We start from the raw sequence: 14,786 nt of genomic DNA, 5'->3' as shown, positions 1-14,786 counted from the left end.
CGACATAGCCGATCTGAGCGCGNGGCGAGGCGCTGAAGACGCGTTTCGATCCGGTGCTGCGATGAGCGCCTGTCTCGACATAGCCGATCTGAGCGCGATGCTGGCCAACGGCCAGCGCGTGCTGCGCTCTGTTTCGCTCTCGGTACAACCCGGTGAAGTGCGCGCGCTTGTCGGCGAAAGCGGCGCCGGCAAGACGATGATCGGCAAGGCGGTGCTGGGTGTGTTGCCATTGAGCGTGCGCATCGTCGAAGGCGATATGAGGCTCGAGGGCGAAGACCTCGGCAAACTCCCGCCAAAAGCGCGGCGCACGCTGATCGGCGCGCGCACGGCGCTGATCCCGCAGGATCCGCTGACCGCGCTCAACCCCTCGCGCCGCATCGGCTCCCAGATGACCGACCGTCTGGTGCGCATCCTCGGCTGGAGCGGAGACAAGGCCGATCGGCGTATCCGCCAGTTGTTTGATGAGGTGCAGATCCGCGACCCCGACCGGGTGCTGAAGAGCTATCCGCACGAGCTCTCCGGCGGCATGCGCCAGCGCGTGCTGATTGCCGCCGCCTTTGCCGCCGAGCCACGGCTGATTGTCGCCGACGAGCCGACCACGGCGCTCGACGTGACGGTGCAGAAGCAGATCCTGCGGCTGATCGCGGCGTTGCAGCGCGAGCACGGCACCGCGATCCTGTTCGTCACCCACGATCTCGGCGTCGTCGCCAAGATCAGCCAGAAAGTGTCGGTTCTCTATGCCGGCAAGGTGGTGGAAGAGGCCGAGACGGCGGCGCTCTTCGCCGCGCCGAAGCACCCCTATACAAGGGCATTGATGGCCGCCACGCCGCGCTATACCGATCCCTTCGCTTCGCTGAAGCCGGTGGACGATTCGGTACTGGCGGGGCTCGCCGCCGAGATCGCTGCCGCCGACCAGGCCTGGAGGCGTCCGCATGGCTGAGCCGCTGTTCTCCGTGCGCGGGCTGAAGGTCGCGCTGCCCGACATGACACGCAAGCCGCTCATCGGCCGCGCACCTTTGGCCGAGATTCTGAAAGGCCTGGATTTCGACCTGCCCACCGGCTCGGTGACGGGCATCGTCGGCGAATCCGGATCCGGGAAATCGACGCTTGGCCGTGCGCTGGTGCGGCTGCTGGAGCCGAGCGCCGGCAGCATCCGTTTCGAAGGTCGTGACATCACCCATCTGCCGGAAGCCGAACTGCGGCCACTGCGCCGCGATCTGCAGATGATCTTCCAGGATCCGATGTCGTCGCTCAATCCGCGCCGCACCATTGCCAGCATCATCGCCGCTCCGCTCAAGCAGAACGGGCTCGGCGACGATCTGAAATCCCGCGTCGCCGAGGCATTGCAACGCGTCGGCCTGCCGCAAAGCTTCGCCACCCGCTACCGCCACGAACTGTCGGGCGGGCAGCGACAGCGCGTCGGCATTGCGCGCGCGCTGGCGCTGTCGCCAAAATTCGTGCTGGCCGACGAGATCGTCTCCGGCCTCGACGTGTCTACGCAGGCCCAGATCCTCACCTTGCTCGAGAAGCTTGCAGCGGAGATGGGTCTGACGGTCGCCTTCATCAGCCACGATCTGTCGGTCATCCGGCGGCTGTGCCGGCAGGTGATCGTCATGCGCGAAGGCAGCATCGTGGAAGCGAGCGCCACGGACGCGCTGTTCGACATGCCGCGGCAGACCTACACGCGCGACCTCATCGCAGCCATTCCGCTGCCCGAAATCGATGCGAGCTGGCTGGACATTCCTTCCGCCGGCAAAGCGCCGACATGAATGCGAACGCACGCCGAAAAGCGGGCCTCGGACGTGCGACTGGAGAATGACGAAGTCCCGCCAATGGAGAGGACTGACATGAAGACCACAATCGCACTTGCAACGCTCGTTGCTGCTATCGTTGGCAGCGCCGGCATCGCCTCGGCGGATTCGATCCCCGGCATGCGCGGCCACGATCACACCGGCATCACGGTTCCCGACATGAAGCAGGCGGTCGACTTCTTCACAGAGGTCGTCGGCTGCAAGAAGGCGATGTCGTTCGGACCGTTCGCCGACGACAAGGGCACCTTCATGCAGGACCTGCTCGGCGTCGATCCGAAGGCTGTCATCGAGCAGGTCACGATGGTGCGTTGCGGCTATGGATCGAACATCGAGCTGTTCAAATACACCGCGCCCAACCAGAAGAATCTGACACCGAAGAACAGCGACATTGGCGGCTTTCACATCGCCTTCTATGTCGACGATGTCGCCGCGGCCAAANAAGTCCCGCCAATGGAGAGGACTGACATGAAGACCACAATCGCACTTGCAACGCTCGTTGCTGCCATCCTTGGCAGCGCCGGCATCGCCTCGGCGGATTCGATCCCCGGCATGCGCGGCCACGATCACACAGGCATCACGGTTCCCGACATGAAGCAGGCGGTCGACTTCTTCACAGAGGTCGTCGGCTGCAAGAAGGCGATGTCGTTCGGCCCGTTCGCCGACGACAAGGGCACCTTCATGCAGGACCTGCTCGGCGTCGATCCGAAGGCTGTCATCGAGCAGGTGACGATGGTGCGTTGCGGCTATGGATCGAACATCGAGCTGTTCAAATACACCGCGCCCGACCAGAAGAATCTGACGCCGAAGAACAGCGACATTGGCGGCTTTCACATCGCCTTCTATGTCGACGATGTCGCCGCGGCCAAAGCCTATCTCGATGGCAAGGGCGTCAAGACCAGGATGGGGCCGCTGCCGGTCAAGGAAGGACCCGCCGCCGGCCAGACCATCCTGTATTTCCAGGCGCCGTGGGGACTGCAACTCGAGGCGATCAGCTATCCCTCGGGCATGGCCTATGAGAAGAGTGCCGAGACCGTGCTGTGGAGCCCGAAGAATCCGGAGAAATGATGTCTCGCGGCGCGCTTGCAGGATTCCCGGCAAGCGCGCCACCCCCTCGCATAATCATTTCGCACATAAAACTTTAAGCTTGAAATATCTTACCTCCGGCGCGATACTGAGGCATAGCAAGCGAAGAGGAGATCGCACGAATGAAGGTTGCGGTTCTCGGCGGCGGACCAGCCGGCCTCTACTTTGCCATTTCGATGAAACTGAGGGACGCCGCGCACGACGTGACGGTTTTCGAGCGCAACCGCGCCGACGACACGTTCGGCTGGGGCGTGGTCCTGTCGGCTGAGACGCTCGACAATCTCGCGGAGAATGATCCGGTCAGCGCCGTCTGGATCAAGAAGCATTTTGCCTATTGGGACGACATCGCCGTCATCCATGACGGCGTGCGCACGGTCTCGTCGGGCCACGGCTTCTGCGGCATCGGCCGCAAGCGGCTGCTGGTCCTCTTGCAGCGCCGCGCGCGCGAACTCGGCGTCAAGCTGATGTTCGAAACCGACATCGCCGATCCCCGCCCCTATATGGAGACGCATGACCTGGTCGTCGCCGCCGACGGACTGAACTCAAGGGCGCGCAACGCTTTCGTCGACGTGTTCAAGCCCGACATCGACACACGCAAATGCAAGTTCGTCTGGCTCGGCACCAACCAGAAATTCGACGACGCCTTCACCTTCATCTTCGAGAAGACCGAGCATGGCTGGGTATGGGCGCACGCCTACCAGTTCGACAGCGACACCGCGACCTTCATCGTCGAATGCAGCGAACAGACCTGGGCCGCCTTTGGCTTCGGCGCGATGTCGCAGCAGGAGTCCATCGCGGTGTGCGAGCGCATCTTTGCCAAGCATCTTGGCGGCCACGCGCTGATGACCAACGCCAACCATATCCGTGGCTCGGCCTGGATCAACTTCCCGCGCGTGCTGTGCGAGCGCTGGTCCTACAAGAACCTGGCGCTGATGGGCGACGCCGCGGCCTCGGCGCATTTCTCGATCGGCTCCGGCACCAAACTGGCGCTCGAAAGCGCGGTGGCGCTGGCGGAGTATGTCGAGACCGAGCCGGACCTCGAGGCCGCCTTCCGTAGATATGAGGATGCCCGCCGCACCGAGGTGCTGAAGCTGCAATCGGCGGCGCGCAATTCGCTCGAATGGTTCGAGGAAGTCGAGCGCTATCTCGGCCTTGATCCGGTGCAGTTCAACTATTCGCTGCTGACCCGTTCGCAGCGCATCAGCCACGAGAATCTGCGGCTGCGCGATGCCGAATGGCTGGGCAGCGCCGAAGAATGGTTTCAGCGCCAGGCGGGTGCCGGTGGCAACAGGCTGCGCCGGGCGCCGATGTTCGCGCCGTTCAAGCTGCGCGAGATGCGGCTGCAAAACCGCGTCGTCGTCTCGCCGATGGCGCAGTACAAGGCCGTCGACGGCTGCCCGACCGACTGGCATTTCACGCATTATGCCGAGCGCGCCAAGGGCGGCGCCGGGCTCGTCTATATCGAGATGACCTGCGTCAGCCCGGAAGGGCGCATCACGCCCGGCTGCCCCGGTTTCTACGCGCCCGAGCATGAGGTGGCGTGGCGGCGGCTGGTCGACTTCGTCCATGCCGAAACCGAAGCGAAGATCTGCGCCCAGATCGGCCATTCCGGCGCCAAGGGTTCGACCCGTGTCGGTTGGGAAGGCACCGACGTGCCGCTGGCCTCCGGTAACTGGCCTGTGATGGCGGCATCGGCTGTCGCGTGGTCGCCTGAGAATCAGGTGCCGAAGGCGATGGATCGCGCCGATATGGATTTGGTGCGCGATCAATTCGTCGCCTCGGCCGAAATGGCCGATCGCTGCGGCTTCGACATGCTGGAGATCCATGCCGCGCATGGCTATCTCCTGTCGTCCTTCATCACGCCGGTCACCAACCGGCGCACGGACGCCTATGGCGGCTCACTGGAAAACCGCATGCGCTATCCCCTCGAAATCTTCCACGCTGTGCGCGCCGCCTGGCCGGCGGGAAAACCGATCTCGGTGCGCATTTCGGCCAATGACTGGGTCGGCATCGAAGGCGTCACGCCGGCAGATGCCGTCGAGATCGCTGGGATGCTGCATGAGGCCGGCGTCGACATCTGCGACGTTTCGGCCGGCCAGACGTCGGTTGCCGCCAAGCCGGTCTATGGCCGCATGTTCCAGACGCCATTCTCGGACCGCATCCGCAACGAGGTCGGCATGGCGACGATGGCGGTGGGCAACATCTACGAGCCGGACCACGTCAATTCGATCCTGATGGCCGGCCGAGCCGATCTGGTCGCGCTGGCACGGCCGCATCTCGCCGATCCCTACTGGACATTGCACGCGGCGGTGACCCTCGGCGACCGTGGCGTCAAATGGCCGGATCCCTATCTGCCCGGGCGCGACCAGATCTACCGGCTGGCCGAGCGCGATGCGGCGGCGGGGCTGAAAGTATGACGACCGCGAGCACGATTCCCGGCAAGCACGCATTGGTCACCGGCGGCGGCTCCGGCGTCGGCCGGGCTATCGCGCTCACTTTGGCTAGGGCTGGTGTCAATGTGACCATATGTGGGCGCCGCGAAGCTGAACTCGCCAAGGTTGCCGGCGAAAACGGCCGCATCCATGGCATCGTCGCCGATGTCACCGATGAGGCGGCGATGGCGGCGCTCTACGCGCAAGCGGAGGCCGCACGCGGGCCGTTCGATATCGTCGTCGCCAATGCCGGCATGGCCGGCAGCACGCCGGCGCACAAGACCACGCTTGCCGACTGGCAGCGAACGCTCGACGTCAATCTGACCGGCGCCTTCCTGACGGTGAAACCGACGCTGGCCGGCATGGCCGCGCGCAAGGCGGGTCGCATCGTGTTCATCGCCTCCACGGCAGGGCTGAAAGGCTACGCCTACGTCGCGCCCTACGTCGCGGCCAAGCATGGCGTCGTCGGCCTGATGCGGGCGCTGGCCGCCGAGACGGCGAAATCCGGTGTCACCGTCAACGCCGTGTGCCCAGGCTTCGTCGAGACCGACATGCTGGAGGAGTCCATCCAGCGCATCGTCGAAAAGACCGGCCGCTCGGCAGAACAGGCGCGGGCCAGTCTGGCCTCGACCAATCCGCAACGCCGTTTCATCCAGCCGCGGGAAATTGCCGAAGCCGTGCTTTGGCTGTGCGGCGACGCGGCGCAATCGATCACCGGACAGGCGATTTCTATCTCGGGAGGTGAAACATGGTAGCCGGCCCCCTGCCCATGCCATCGGGACCCGGCAAGGACCGGCTGCGCCTATGGATCAGGCTGCTGCGCGCCTCACGCACGATCGAGGCCGAACTGCGCGAGCGCCTGAAGAAGGAATTCGACACGACGTTGCCGCGTTTCGACGTCATGGCGGCACTTTACCGGGCGCAGGAGGGCATGCTGATGAGCGATCTGTCGCGCTTCCTGCTGGTGTCCAACGGCAATGTCACCGGTATTGTCGACCGGCTGGTTTCGGAAGGACTTGTCGCCCGCGCCCGCCGCAATGGCGACCGCCGCACCTCGATGGTTCGGCTGACCGAGGAAGGTACGAAGTCCTTTGCCACCATCGCCGCCGCGCATGAGGGCTGGATCGGCGAATTGCTAGGCAAGGTCAGCGAGGAGGATGCGCGCCGGCTGACCGGCATGCTGACCTCGTTCCGCAGCAACTGGGAGGGACGCGAATGACCGCAATGGCCGGCCTCAAGCCGAAGCATTTCCTGTGGGAGGTCGAGGGCAAGATCGCCAAGGTCCGGCTCGACCGGCCGGAGCGCAAGAACCCGCTGACCTTCGACAGCTATGCCGAGCTGCGCGACACGTTCCGCGATCTTGTCTATGCCGACGACGTCGACGCCGTGGTGTTCCTCTCCAATGGCTGCAATTTCTGCTCCGGCGGCGATGTCCACGACATTATCGGCCCACTGGTCAAGATGGACATGAAGCAGCTCTTGGCCTTCACCCGCATGACCGGCGATTTCGTCAAGGCGATGCTGAATTGCGGCAAGCCGATCATCGCCGCGGTCGACGGCGTGGCGGTCGGCGCCGGCGCGATCATCGCGATGAGTTCGGATATCCGCATCGCCACGCCGGAAGCCAAGACCGCCTTTCTGTTCACCCGCGTCGGCCTTGCCGGCTGCGATATGGGCGCCTGCGCGATCCTGCCGCGCATCATCGGCCAGGGCCGCGCCGCCGAATTGCTCTACACCGGCCGAACCATGACCGCGACGGAGGGCGAGCGCTGGGGGTTTTACAACAGGCTGGTAGCGGCAGACGTACTCGAGGCCGACGCGCTCGACATGGCGGCCCGCATCGTCTCCGGCCCGACCTTCGCCCACGGCATCACCAAGACGCAGCTCAACCAGGAATGGTCGATGGGCCTCGAACAGGCGATCGAAGCGGAAGCGCAGGCGCAGGCGATCTGCATGCAGACGCGAGATTTCGAGCGGGCATATCGGGCTTTCGTGGCCAAGGAAAAGCCGGTGTTCGAGGGGAATTGAGGATGTTTTCTTCGATCAACATGGCCACCTTGGCAGGACAGCGCCCCCCTCTGGCCTGCCGGCAATCTCCCACTCCACGGGGGAGATTGGATGCAATTTCTGCTTTCGCCAATAACGACCGTTGCAAGGAAAGCGGCGCCAGCGAAGCTGCCAATCTCCCCCCTCGTGGGGGAGATGTCCGGCGGGACAGAGAGGAGCGCAGTAGAGCACAAGCCTTGCAGAACAGCGGAGGCACAAATGCCTGACCGTTCCTTCCTCAACTGGCCCTTCTTCGAAGACCGCCATCGCGAACTCGCCGAGCACCTGGACGCCTGGTGCGCGAAAAACCTGCCGGTCGACCACCATGACGTCGACGCCGCCTGCCTCGAGTTGGTGGCGAAGCTCGGCAGGGATGGCTGGCTGAAGCCGACGGCGCTCGATACGGACAACCCGGCGCCACTCGACGTGCGCGCCCTGTGCATCACGCGCGAGACGCTGGCCCGCCACGATGGCCTTGCCGATTTCGCTTTCGCCATGCAAGGTCTCGGCACCGGCGCGCTCAGCCTGTTCGGCACGTCGGAGCAGCAGCAATGGCTTTCAAAGACGCGGGACGGCAAGGCGATCTCAGCCTTCGCCCTGTCCGAGCCGCGCTCTGGCTCTGATGTCGCCAACATGGAGATGACAGCGACCCGCGATGGCGACAGCTACGTTCTCACGGGCGAAAAAACCTGGATCTCGAATGGCGGTATCGCCGATCTCTATGTCGTCTTCGCCCGCACCGGCGAGGCGCCGGGTGCCAAGGGGCTTTCCGCTTTCCTGGTGTCGGGCAACGCCGAGGGCCTCGGTATCGCGGAACGCCTCGAAGTGATCGCGCCGCATCCACTGGCGCGTCTTTCGTTCGACCAGGTCCGCGTGCCCACCTCGGCGCTGATTGGCAGGCCGGGCGACGGTTTTCGCATCGCCATGTCGGTGCTCGACGTGTTCCGCTCGACGGTCGGCGCGGCGGCGCTCGGCTTTGCCCGCCGGGCGCTCGATGAAAGCATCAAACGCGTGGCCGAGCGCAAATTGTTCGGGGCGCCGATGGCCGAACTGCAGATGGTGCAGGGACACATCGCGGATATGGCGCTCGACGTCGATGCGGCGGCGCTTTTGGTCTATCGCGCTGCATGGACCAAGGACATGGGTGCGGCGCGGGTGACGCGCGAGGCGGCGATGGCCAAGCTGTTCGCCACCGACAAGGCGCAGGAGGTGATCGACAAAGCCGTGCAGCTGCATGGCGGCGATGGTGTCCGCAAAGGCCATATCGTCGAGAGCCTGTATCGCGAAATCCGCGCGCTGCGCATCTACGAGGGCGCATCGGACGTGCAGAAAGTGGTGATCGCGCGACAAGTGATGGGGGCGGCCTGAACAGGTCGTGACCACGGACTGAAATGTTTCGAGACGGATATTGCGGACCCGATATTGGATAGGCGGAGAGACGAAATGCACGAGATCCTGCAGCCGGAAGGCTGGGCAAAACCGGTCGGTTACGCCAACGGCGTGGCGGCGCGCGGCAGGCTCGTCTTCGTCGGCGGACAGGTCGGCTGGAACGGGCAATGCCAGTTCGAGACCGACGATTTCGCCGGCCAGGTGCGGCAGACGCTCCACAACATCGTCGCGGTGCTGGCCGAGGCCGGCGCGGAGCCACGACATATCACCTCGATGACTTGGTATTTTACCGACAAGGCAGAATATCTCGGCAACCTCAAGGGGATCGGTGAAGCCTATCGCGAGGTGATCGGCCGACATTTTCCAGCGATGGCCGCCATGCAGGTGGTGGCGCTGGTCGAGGACCGCGCCAAGGTGGAGATCCAGGCGACCGCCGTTATTCCGGAATAAGTAATTCGTTTTCGCGGAATATATTATTCGCGGAGCCCCGCCTGCCTCAGCAGAGGCAGTACATGGTCGCAGAAATAGGGCAATTCCCTGGTGTAGTTGACGAAGGACAGGGCGATGCCTTGATAGCCGTGCGCGGCAATGGCGGCCATTTCGGCGGCGATCGTCCGCGGCGTTCCAACCAGCGGGTAGGTGCCGGCACCGCCGGCGAAACGCTGGCGGTAGCGGTCATAGGCGTGCGGGTCGTGCGACTGCGAGAATTCCTTCTTGCCGGCCATATGCGCATCGACCGCCTCGTGATCGGCCAAATCGACGGCATATCGGTTGTAATAGGCCTGCGCCTCTTCCATGGTCGGGCGGCAGACGACATGGGCCACGGTGTAGACGCCGACCTTGCGGCCAACCTTGTCGGCTCGCTCGCTGATGTCGGCGACATGCTTGCCCGCATCGGCCATCTCGGAAAAGGTCGTGAACAGATAATCGCATCTGGCGGCGGCGAAATCGCGGCCCGGGCCGCCGAAAGCGGCGTTCATGGTCACTGGGCGCGGAACCTGCAGGCTGGCCGGCCTGCTGACCGCATCCTTGAGGTGATAATAGGTGCCTTCGTAGTCAAGCGGCTCCGCCGATGCATAGAGCTTCTCGAGGATCTCGATCCATTCGGCCGCCTGGTCGTAGCCCTTCTCGACCAGCGGCGTTCCGAACATGCCGAATTCCTTCGGGTTCCAGCCGCAGACGACGTTCAAGCCGGCGCGGCCTTGGCTGATGTGGTCGACCGTCGCCAGCGCCTTGGCGGCATAGAGCGGATGCACCAGCGGCACGTGCACGGTCATGAACAGGCCGATCCGGTCGGTGGTCATGCTGAGTGCCGCCGCCCAGGTGAAGGTCTCGAAGGATCGCTCGCGCACCTTGTTGCGGCCGCCAAAGCCACGCCAGCGCGCGATCGGCAGCATGAACTCCAGCCCGGCGCGGTCGGCGATCCGGGCGGCCGCCAGATTGTCCTGCCAGCTCGCCGTCCAGCGTTCCGGCACGTCCGATATGGCAAGACCACCATCGGCGTTGGTCGAGAAGACGCCAAGCTTCAGTTTGTTGGAGCCGTGCAGCGGATGTGCTTTGTTCATGTCGCGACCTCCCGGCGAAGATCGCACGCTACGGCTCCGCGCAAATATTTCAAGCATGAAATAGCTTCGCCCTGCGCCGGTGTGCCGATATGAATTTGGCGGGATGAGAAAAGGGATACGGATGAGCGAGATCCGCCAGAATTGCATCGGCAAGGCCAACCTCGTCGGCTCCTTCGCTGCCATTCCTCACCCCGTCGCGGTCGAAGTGATGGCGATGTCCGGCCTCGACTTTCTCTGCATCGACTGGGAGCATGCCCAGATATCGCGCGACATTATCGAGACCATGGTGCGCGCCGCCGACGTCCACCGCGTGCCGGCGATGGTGCGCGTTCCCGGCCTGTCGCCCGAAGCAATCCAGGCGGCGCTGGACAGCGGCGCGCAAGGTGTGCTGGTGCCACGCGTCTCGACACCGGCACAGGCGGCAATGGCGGTGAAAGCATCCCGCTATCCGCCACGGGGCGAGCGCGGCGTCGGACCCGGCCGTGCGGCCGGTTATGGCTATCGCATTCCCGAATATCTAGCCGGCGCCAATGACAGGATCGTCGTGGCGGTCCAGGTCGAGACCGCCGAGGGATTGGCCAACATCGAGGCGATCGCTGATGTCGACGGCGTCGACGTGATCTTCGTCGGCCCCGGCGATCTCTCCGTGTCGATCGATGCGATCGGACCGAAGGGCGCCGACAAGCTCGCCGACGCGATCCGCAGGATCATCGGCGTGACGATCGCGCACAACAAAATCTCCGGCATATTCTGCGCCAACCCGCAGGCCATCGGCCAATGGGCGGCAATCGGCGCCAGCTTCTTCGTCCTGGCCAGCGACACGATTTTCCTGGGTGCGGGCGCCGCGGCCAATTATGCCGGCGCCCGGGCCGAACTGGCGCGGGAGGAACCGCGCTAGCGCCCGGTTGCGCAAGCGATCAAGCCAGGAAACTTTTTAAGCTTAAAACTTTTGCCTTGAAAAGCGCCGCGCTTTGGATAAGCATTCAGGATGGATGGCGGCTGTCGGCCTGGAGGGCTTTACGGGCAGTCATCATGGTGCTCCGGGTGGGAGGGGTTTCAGTCCTTGTCGTTTGTGCAGCCCCAATCATCGTCCAGCGCGCGCTACGCTTTCCATGATGCGCGCGCTCAGATCCACGACCTTCATATCGAGATCATCGCAAACCCTTCGCGCGTGAATGCGTATACGACCGCGACAAAATCGCGGCCGCGCTCGAGCCGCATGGCCGCCACCATGAATTGACGCCCCGCTGGGAGGCGGGACGGCAAGAAACCGTGCGGGCCAGCCCGCCCGATCAACAACCAGAGGGAACACCCCAGAGGGACCACCAATGAAGCTCAACCGTCGCAATCTCATCCTCGTCGCCGCGGCAATCGGCATCGCGGCCGGACCGGCAACCGCCTATGCCGCCGATGTGCTGAATGTCGGCGCCTACCCGACCAATCCGCCCTTCGAATACAAGAACGAGAGCGGCACCTTCGAGGGTTTCGAAGTCGACATCGTCAACGAGGCGGCCAAGCGCGCCGGCATGACCACCGACATCGCCGATCTCGGCTTTCAGGCATTGTTCGCCGCGACCACCTCCAAGCGCATCGACGTCGCCATCTCTTCGATCACCATCACGCCGGAGCGGCTGAAGTCGCAGTCGTTCACCCAGCCCTATTATGATTCCGACATGGGCATCGCGACCAAGACCGACAGCGCGGTCAACGCCGAGGCGGACCTCAAGGGCAAGATCGTCGGCGTGCTCTCGGGCTCGACCGGCGAGACCTGGGTCAAGGCGCATCAGGAAGCCGACGGCTTCAGCGACGTGAAGGGCTATGACACGCAGCAGAACCTTTTGCTCGACCTTAGCGCCGGCCGTATCGATGCCGCCGTCAGCGACATTCCCGGCATGGAATATTCCTTCACCAAGATGAAGGACCTGAAGGTCAAGCAGCGCATCAAGACCGGCGAGCAGTACGGCCTGATGATGACCAAGGATCATCCGCTGCTCGGCAAACTCAACGACGCGCTGACGGCGATGAAGAAGGACGGCACGTTGGCCGCGATCCACAAAAAGTGGTTCGGCAGCGACGCCCCGGCCGATTCCTCGACCGTCAAGGAAATGCCGCTGCCCAAGGCCTGAGCGGCGGCCAACGGACGGAAGGCGTGCCGGCCCCAAGGGGTCGGCACGTCCCGTTTTTCACGCATAACCTTCCCGGGACCGGCATCCGTTCGGCAAAGCCGATCTTGATGTTCCGGGTCGGGCTCTGGCGTCAGATGACGCAACACCGTTCGGGAATGCCCTGATGTCGCTGATCGACACTTTCTTCAACGCCGACGTCATCGCGTCGAGCCTGCCGGCGTTGCTGCGCGGCTTCCTGAACACGCTTCTGCTCGGCCTGCTCAGCATCGGCATCGGCATTCCCATCGGCCTAGTGATCAGCCTGTTGCGGCTCTATGCGCCGAAGCCGCTGCGCTGGCTGGCGGTCGGTTATACCGATATCTTCCGCGCCCTGCCGGTGCTGGTTGTGCTGATCCTGATCTATTATGCCTTGCCCTTCCTCGGCATTCGCCTGTCGTCCTGGGCGTCGGCGGTGACCGCCTTCGCCATCATCATGTCGGCCTATTCGGCGGAGGTGTTCCGCTCCGGCATAGAGAGCATTCCGCGCGGCCAGTTCGAGGCGGCGCAGGCGCTTGGCCTGCCGTTCCTTTTGACCTTGCGCAAGGTGGTGCTGCCGCAGGCGGTGCGCGTCGTCATCCCGCCGATGACCAGCAACTGCGTCTCGATGTTCAAGGACACGTCGCTGGCCTCTACCGTGGCGCTGCCGGAGCTGCTCAAGGAAGCGACCAACGCGCAGTCGCTCTATGCCAACCCCTCGCCGCTGATCGGCGCGGCACTGGTCTATCTCATCTTCCTTTGGCCGATGGTTCGTCTCGTCAGCCTGCTTGAAGCCCGTTTCAAAACCGAGAAGACGCGCTGACCGCGCCGCGCCTACAATTTCCCATCTACAGAGAACTTCGCAGGAGACGACCATGAACAAACATCAAGCCGCCAGTGCGACCGGCACGTCCGGCGCGTTCCCTGTTGAAAGAATCCGCGCCATGTTCCCTGCCCTGCAGCGGGCCGGTGATTTCATCTTCATGGACAACGCCGCCGGTGCGCAGATTCCGCAGAGCGTGCTCGACGCGGTGACCAACCATCTGATCTCGCACAATGTGCAGCGCGGCGGCCGTTACGGCCGCAGCGTCACCGTCGACGAGTCGGTCGCCGATGCGCGGACAAGCGTTGCGCTGCTGATCAACGCCTTCAGCCCGGCGGAAATCTGCTTCGGCATGAACGCCACCTCCTTCATCCGCCTCGTCAGCCTCGGCATCGGCCAGATGCTTTCTGAACGCGACGAGATCGTCATCACCGACATGGACCACGACGCCAACATCGCGACTTGGCTGGCGCTGGAATCGGCCGGCGCCAAATTCAAGTGGTGGCGCATGCGTGAAGATGGCAATCTGCATGTCGACGATCTCAAGCCGCTGGTTTCGGACCGCACTCGGCTGGTCGCCTGCACGGTGACGGCGCACTCGATCGGTTCGATCGTCGACGTCGCGTCGGTCGCGCAAATCGCCCATGCCGCCGGCGCCGAAGTGTTCCTCGATTGCGTGCATTACGGGCCGCATGGGCTGATCGACGTACAAGCCTGGGGTTGCGATTATCTCGTCTGCTCCGGCTACAAGAATTTCTCGCCGCACATGGGCTTCCTGTGGGGCCGCTTCGAGACGCTGAAGCGGCTGCCGACCTTCCGCGAGGATTTCATTCCGGACGAACCGCCCTACAAGGTCGAGGCGGGCACCTTCATCTACGAGAACGTGTCGGGCATGGACGCCGCCGTGCAATATCTGGAACTGATCGGCCGCAATCTGGCGCCCTCCAACAATCGCTCTCGGCGCGAAAACATCGTCGCCGGCATGGGCGCCATCCGCGACTACGAGCTGGTGCTGGCGCGCGAGATGCTTGGCGTGCTCAGGGATTGCGGAGCGACGATCTATGGCGTTGCCGACGAAGCCCGCATCAACGAGCGCGTGCCGACCTTCTGCTTCAACATCGGCAAGCTGTCGCCGCAGCGGATCGTCGAGGACATGGCCGAGATGCAGATCGGCATCCGCGACGGCCACATGTACGCGCCGCGGCTGATGAAGCGCCTCAACCTCAGCATGGACAGCGGCGCCATCCGCGCCTCGCTGGTGCACTACAACACGGTCGAGGAGATCCACAAGTTCGGCGAGGCTTTGCGGCAAATCATAGCCAGGCTTTCGTGATCGACGTCCAGTCCAGGAAGGGGCTGGGAGCGGCCATTCGGATTTGCGTTTCGGAACGGCGGGAACGGCCGACAAGCGACAGTCCGCCTTTGGGTTAACGGCTGGAGAAAGCTGCCGTTCGACTGGCCGGAATCCAACGGCCGCTGACGACCCACAAGCGGCC

14 protein-coding genes and 1 pseudogene are annotated in these 14,786 nt (G+C 63.9%); 14 read left to right on the top strand and 1 reads right to left on the bottom strand.

Translation table 11 applies throughout. The annotated features are described in order from the left end of the window. The first annotated feature begins 61 nt into the window (after positions 1–61). From X742_RS153795 to X742_RS153835, 10 genes and pseudogenes are all read left to right on the top strand, one after another. Positions 62–940 carry an ABC transporter ATP-binding protein gene (locus tag X742_RS153795; RefSeq protein WP_023772613.1) on the top strand — a complete coding sequence of 293 codons (879 nt, stop codon included), beginning with the start codon at positions 62–64 and terminating at the stop codon, positions 938–940. Beyond that, a complete protein-coding gene (locus tag X742_RS153800) occupies positions 933–1,769 on the top strand; it encodes an ATP-binding cassette domain-containing protein (RefSeq protein ID WP_023772612.1) in 837 nt (278 codons plus the stop codon). Before X742_RS153795 ends, X742_RS153800 begins: the two co-directional genes overlap by 8 nt. A 78-nt stretch (positions 1,770–1,847) precedes the next feature. Next, positions 1,848–2,249 (top strand): annotated as a pseudogene (locus tag X742_RS1000000172495) (VOC family protein); the annotation flags it as partial. 27 nt (positions 2,250–2,276) lie between these two features. Beyond that, entirely contained in the window at positions 2,277–2,876 is a 600-nt protein-coding gene (locus tag X742_RS153805) for a VOC family protein (RefSeq protein ID WP_023772611.1), read from the top strand. Between the two features lie 140 nt (positions 2,877–3,016). Continuing rightward, a complete protein-coding gene (locus tag X742_RS153810) occupies positions 3,017–5,311 on the top strand; it encodes a bifunctional salicylyl-CoA 5-hydroxylase/oxidoreductase (RefSeq protein ID WP_023772610.1) in 2,295 nt (764 codons plus the stop codon). Continuing rightward, complete coding sequence (locus X742_RS153815) at positions 5,308–6,081, top strand: SDR family NAD(P)-dependent oxidoreductase (protein ID WP_023772609.1); 774 nt, start codon at positions 5,308–5,310, stop codon at positions 6,079–6,081. Before X742_RS153810 ends, X742_RS153815 begins: the two co-directional genes overlap by 4 nt. Then, complete coding sequence (locus tag X742_RS153820) at positions 6,075–6,545, top strand: MarR family transcriptional regulator (RefSeq protein WP_023772608.1); 471 nt, start codon at positions 6,075–6,077, stop codon at positions 6,543–6,545. Before X742_RS153815 ends, X742_RS153820 begins: the two co-directional genes overlap by 7 nt. Then, a complete protein-coding gene (locus X742_RS153825) occupies positions 6,542–7,354 on the top strand; it encodes an enoyl-CoA hydratase family protein (protein ID WP_023772607.1) in 813 nt (270 codons plus the stop codon). The genes X742_RS153820 and X742_RS153825 overlap by 4 nt, the downstream gene beginning before the upstream one ends. Before the next feature lie 237 nt (positions 7,355–7,591). Then, positions 7,592–8,740 carry an acyl-CoA dehydrogenase family protein gene (locus X742_RS153830; protein ID WP_023772606.1) on the top strand — a complete coding sequence of 383 codons (1,149 nt, stop codon included), beginning with the start codon at positions 7,592–7,594 and terminating at the stop codon, positions 8,738–8,740. A 75-nt stretch (positions 8,741–8,815) separates the two neighbouring features. After that, the gene (locus X742_RS153835) at positions 8,816–9,211 is read left to right on the top strand and encodes a RidA family protein (protein WP_023772605.1); all 396 of its coding nucleotides are present in this window, start codon (positions 8,816–8,818) and stop codon (positions 9,209–9,211) included. A 23-nt stretch (positions 9,212–9,234) separates the two neighbouring features. On the opposite strand, the gene X742_RS153840 is transcribed toward X742_RS153835, so the two are convergent. Then, a complete protein-coding gene (locus X742_RS153840) occupies positions 9,235–10,326 on the bottom strand; it encodes an LLM class flavin-dependent oxidoreductase (RefSeq protein WP_023772604.1) in 1,092 nt (363 codons plus the stop codon). 121 nt (positions 10,327–10,447) lie between these two features. Here X742_RS153840 and X742_RS153845 point away from each other — a divergent pair, with 121 nt between their 5' ends. The 4 genes from X742_RS153845 (at position 10,448) to X742_RS153860 (ending at position 14,623) form a co-directional block, all read left to right on the top strand. Further along, complete coding sequence (locus X742_RS153845; protein ID WP_023772603.1) at positions 10,448–11,224, top strand: HpcH/HpaI aldolase/citrate lyase family protein; 777 nt, start codon at positions 10,448–10,450, stop codon at positions 11,222–11,224. A gap of 430 nt (positions 11,225–11,654) precedes the next feature. Continuing rightward, positions 11,655–12,452 carry an ABC transporter substrate-binding protein gene (locus X742_RS153850; protein ID WP_023772601.1) on the top strand — a complete coding sequence of 266 codons (798 nt, stop codon included), beginning with the start codon at positions 11,655–11,657 and terminating at the stop codon, positions 12,450–12,452. 163 nt (positions 12,453–12,615) lie between these two features. Further along, positions 12,616–13,290 carry an amino acid ABC transporter permease gene (locus X742_RS153855; protein WP_015314096.1) on the top strand — a complete coding sequence of 225 codons (675 nt, stop codon included), beginning with the start codon at positions 12,616–12,618 and terminating at the stop codon, positions 13,288–13,290. Between the two features lie 52 nt (positions 13,291–13,342). Further along, the gene (locus X742_RS153860) at positions 13,343–14,623 is read left to right on the top strand and encodes a cysteine desulfurase-like protein (protein ID WP_023772600.1); all 1,281 of its coding nucleotides are present in this window, start codon (positions 13,343–13,345) and stop codon (positions 14,621–14,623) included. The last annotated feature ends 163 nt before the right edge of the window (positions 14,624–14,786 follow it).

This window comes from Mesorhizobium sp. LNHC229A00, from assembly GCF_000502415.1.
Classification (GTDB): domain Bacteria; phylum Pseudomonadota; class Alphaproteobacteria; order Rhizobiales; family Rhizobiaceae; genus Mesorhizobium.
The sequence above is the reverse complement of the archived record's forward strand: the minus strand, read 5'-3'. Positions and strand labels throughout refer to the sequence as shown.

What these genes read in the sequence shown, in the direction of transcription:
- X742_RS153795 (WP_023772613.1), top strand. Translation starts at nt 62, where the DNA reads ATGAGCGCCTGTCTCGACATAGCCGATCTGAGCGCGATGCTGGCCAAC.
- X742_RS153800 (WP_023772612.1), top strand. Translation starts at nt 933, where the DNA reads ATGGCTGAGCCGCTGTTCTCCGTGCGCGGGCTGAAGGTCGCGCTGCCC.
- X742_RS153805 (WP_023772611.1), top strand. Translation starts at nt 2,277, where the DNA reads ATGAAGACCACAATCGCACTTGCAACGCTCGTTGCTGCCATCCTTGGC.
- X742_RS153810 (WP_023772610.1), top strand. Translation starts at nt 3,017, where the DNA reads ATGAAGGTTGCGGTTCTCGGCGGCGGACCAGCCGGCCTCTACTTTGCC.
- X742_RS153815 (WP_023772609.1), top strand. Translation starts at nt 5,308, where the DNA reads ATGACGACCGCGAGCACGATTCCCGGCAAGCACGCATTGGTCACCGGC.
- X742_RS153820 (WP_023772608.1), top strand. Translation starts at nt 6,075, where the DNA reads ATGGTAGCCGGCCCCCTGCCCATGCCATCGGGACCCGGCAAGGACCGG.
- X742_RS153825 (WP_023772607.1), top strand. Translation starts at nt 6,542, where the DNA reads ATGACCGCAATGGCCGGCCTCAAGCCGAAGCATTTCCTGTGGGAGGTC.
- X742_RS153830 (WP_023772606.1), top strand. Translation starts at nt 7,592, where the DNA reads ATGCCTGACCGTTCCTTCCTCAACTGGCCCTTCTTCGAAGACCGCCAT.
- X742_RS153835 (WP_023772605.1), top strand. Translation starts at nt 8,816, where the DNA reads ATGCACGAGATCCTGCAGCCGGAAGGCTGGGCAAAACCGGTCGGTTAC.
- X742_RS153840 (WP_023772604.1), bottom strand. Translation starts at nt 10,326, where the DNA reads ATGAACAAAGCACATCCGCTGCACGGCTCCAACAAACTGAAGCTTGGC.
- X742_RS153845 (WP_023772603.1), top strand. Translation starts at nt 10,448, where the DNA reads ATGAGCGAGATCCGCCAGAATTGCATCGGCAAGGCCAACCTCGTCGGC.
- X742_RS153850 (WP_023772601.1), top strand. Translation starts at nt 11,655, where the DNA reads ATGAAGCTCAACCGTCGCAATCTCATCCTCGTCGCCGCGGCAATCGGC.
- X742_RS153855 (WP_015314096.1), top strand. Translation starts at nt 12,616, where the DNA reads ATGTCGCTGATCGACACTTTCTTCAACGCCGACGTCATCGCGTCGAGC.
- X742_RS153860 (WP_023772600.1), top strand. Translation starts at nt 13,343, where the DNA reads ATGAACAAACATCAAGCCGCCAGTGCGACCGGCACGTCCGGCGCGTTC.